Annotated in this window: 1 protein-coding gene; it reads right to left on the bottom strand. The window is 45.0% G+C overall.

The window, feature by feature from the left end:
- On the bottom strand, positions 1–2,972 hold a 2,972-nt coding region (locus WCO51_11340), incomplete at its 3' end, for a PAS domain S-box protein (protein ID MEI6513847.1).
- Positions 2,973–3,402: the final 430 nt, after the last annotated feature.

The following is a 3,402-nucleotide window of genomic DNA, read 5'->3' as shown; positions in this document are numbered from 1 at the left end:
TCACCACCAAAACGAGCGACAGTGTCACCTTCACGCAGGCAAGATTCAAGACGCTGCGCCACCTGTTGAAGTAATAAGTCGCCCATGTCATGGCCGAGGGTATCATTAAGAGCCTTGAAATTATCCATGTCAATGAACAATAACGCACCTTGCCGACCACTGCGATGACTGGAAGCCAATGCAGATTTTAGTCGATCCTGAAGCAATCGTCTATTAGGCAGTCCAGTAAGCGAATCATAGAAGGCTAGTTGTTCAATTTTATCAACCGCCTCTTTACGTAAGGTGATGTCGGTGAGCGTGGCAACGTAATTGGAAATGTTGCTGTTTTGGTCCTTTACTGCGGTGATGGTGAGATGTTCTGGAAAAATTTGACCATTTTTGCGGCGGTTCCAGATTTCCCCCTGCCAAGAGCCTGTGGTATTGATGCTTTCCCACATGGCTGCATAGAAGTTTGCATCATGTTGGCCTGATTTCAGTATCCGGGGGTTCTTGCCTAAAACATCTTCTGCCGAATAACCGGTAATATCAGTGAAGGCGCCATTAACACGGAGAATGTTATGATTGGCATCAGTGACGAGCATACCTTCCTGGGATTCAAAGGCAGTGGCGGCAATACGTAGATCGGTTTCAGATTGTTTGCGCTCAGTAATGTCAAATAGTACGACCAAATGCTCATCAGAACCCGCAATTGTCGTTGCACTCACTAGCACGGTTTTCAATGTCCCTCCATTAGCGCAAATACTAAGCTCCATGGGCGGAAATGGCTTATGTTCACGTTTGGCTTGTTCAAACCTCGCTTGCCACGTAGTCTTGACCCATTCCCGATAATCGGAATCAGGGTAGGCTTTCGGCCACCACTCCACCAGAGTCGGAATATCCTCCAAACAGTAACCAAAGGTTTGTATAAACGCCGGGTTCAGATAAGTAATATTCAACTGTTCATCATTTAATGCCATCGGCACCGGAGAAATCTCAATAATCGAACGGAATTTTTTCTCACGGGTTTTTAATTCATCTTCCATGAGATTACGAGCGGTGATATTGCGAAGGAAGCAAAAATTGAATTCATGTCCGCCGATAGCAACATAATTGGCATTGACTTCGATGGGATACACAACCCCGTCCTTAGTGCGGTGCCGGGTCTTATGTGTGATAGTGCCGCGCCGTTTGAGGTCTTCAAAGTGCGAACCCCAGACGTCGGGTTGGTAATCCGGATCCAGATCGAAAATGCTCATTCCAAGCAATTCCTCGCGGGAGTAACCCCGTTCCATGCAAGTTGCGTTGTTTACATAAAGGATGCGCCCCTCAGGACTGATCCAAAATATGCTATCACCCGCGTGATCCACACTGAACCGCATCATCTGTAATGATTCTTCGGCTTGCTTGCGCTCGGTAATGTCTGTGATGGTTCCGATATAGCCTAGTAACTCACCTGTTACCGAGCGAGATTCACGTGACTGTCCAATGACCCAAAAAATCTTTCCATCTGTATGTTGAAATCGGTACTCTAAATGAAATGGACGTTGTTCCGTGACTACAGTGACCCATTCAGCAAAGACTTTTTCCTTATCTTCTGGATGCAGTGATATGGTCCAGCCATCGGCCTTTGCAGCCTCAAATGGCAATCCAGTGATTTCTGACCAACGCTCGTTGACATAAGTACATTTTCCATCTGGGTCAGTTTCGAATACCCCGACTGGCGATGTTGAAATCAGCGTTGAAAGATGTCGCTCTTTATCAGCGAGTACCCGATCAATTCTCTTTCGTTCAGTGATGTCTGAAAAAAGTCCGACGTAGTGAATAACCTCGCCCTCCTCATCGCGTAGAGTGGAGATCGTAATATGTTCGGCGTAGAGCTCACCGTTTTTTTTGCGATTCCACATTTCACTTTGCCAGTAGCCATGCTCTTTTAGCTCTGCCCACATCACGGCAAAAAATTCAGCGCCATGCTTGCCAGAACTGAGTATGCGTGGATTTTGTCCGATGGCCTCTTCCCTGCTATAACCGGTGATCTCGCAGAAGGTAGGATTGACGTCGATAATGGTACCGTCGGCATCAGTAATCATGATGGCTTCACGAGCTTCTTTAAAAACCCTTGCCGATAGTGCCAGTTGTGCCTCTGCCCGTTTGTTTTCTATCCGGCGCTTATAAAATTCATAGGCAGCGAAGCTAAGCAGAATTAGAATAATGGGCGATAGATACCAGAATACCTCCCAAAACGTTGCCTGTTTTTCTTCATACGGTCGAAACCACTTTTCATAGAGTGCATCGAAAGTGCCACTGGGTTTGGTCAATGCCAGTCCTTCATTGATCTTAGCTAGCAGATCAGCGTTTCCTTTGTGAACGGCAAACGAGAATTTCTGTGTAAAACCCGCTTTTACATCCAGCGCCTCAATAGTGGAAATCTTAAGATCTCTCAAGGTCTGCATCCCAGCCAGTTTGCTTAGTAGCATCGCATCATGCTTACCCGATGCCAGCAAGCGCAAGCCTTGTTCTGCCGTATCTACAAGTACCAGTTGTTTCTCCCATCCTTTTGATACGGCATAGTCATACGCCAAATCGGCTTTAAGCACGATAATAGATTTACCTACAAAATCGTCCTCCGAATGGATCTGAGATTCGCCCTTGCGCACAAAGATCGCACCATGAATGATGACATGAGGAACAGTAAAATCCGCGAATTGGTGTCGCTCTTCAGATTGTGCAAGGTTAATTAGGACATCAATCTTGCCCTCTTTAAATTCCTGAAGAATCGTATGAAAAGGCAGCACGTGGATGACGTAGTTCAAGCCTGCTTCTGCCGCGACTGCTTTCCATAGATCAACGGTAAAACCATCCGCAGTGTCATCGGTCATGCCTATAGCGAAAGGTGGATAGTCTTGTTCACTGCCCACGACCAAAATGTCTTTTTGGGCCTGAATAGTCGAGAGAGCGGAGGATTCATTCGCGCTAGCTTGGTTGACGGGTGTCATAGCCAGCAGAACGTCACTTGTAAATAACGAGAGAGAGAATACGATGACAAAAACTGGAAGAGATCTACTGATCTTCAGTTTAATACTTAGATGACTCAATTAAGCTATATTTTAGTTGGGGAATGAGTATTTTATTATATACCCAATATGTGTATTGACATTAGAATACAATAGGTGCAGAGGTATTTTCATATTCATCGCCAAGATTGGCCGGTTCAATAAGTCATCTTATCCTCAGTAAGTGAAGAAAAACCAAACGGGTAGCCTATTTTCCTTTTAGGATAGCCTATTCCGACCAATGTATTTATGTCAGGCATTAATCAATAGGCTTTAATGGTTTTTGCTTATCTTAAAAGCATTTATTAATATCCTATTCTCTTTAATGTACTTCCAACTCTCTTTAATGTTCTTCCTATTCTCCTTTTAGGAC

It is taken from the genome of bacterium (assembly GCA_037131655.1).
In the GTDB taxonomy this organism is placed as follows: domain Bacteria; phylum Armatimonadota; class Fimbriimonadia; order Fimbriimonadales; family JBAXQP01; genus JBAXQP01.
The sequence above is the reverse complement of the archived record's forward strand: the minus strand, read 5'-3'. Positions and strand labels throughout refer to the sequence as shown.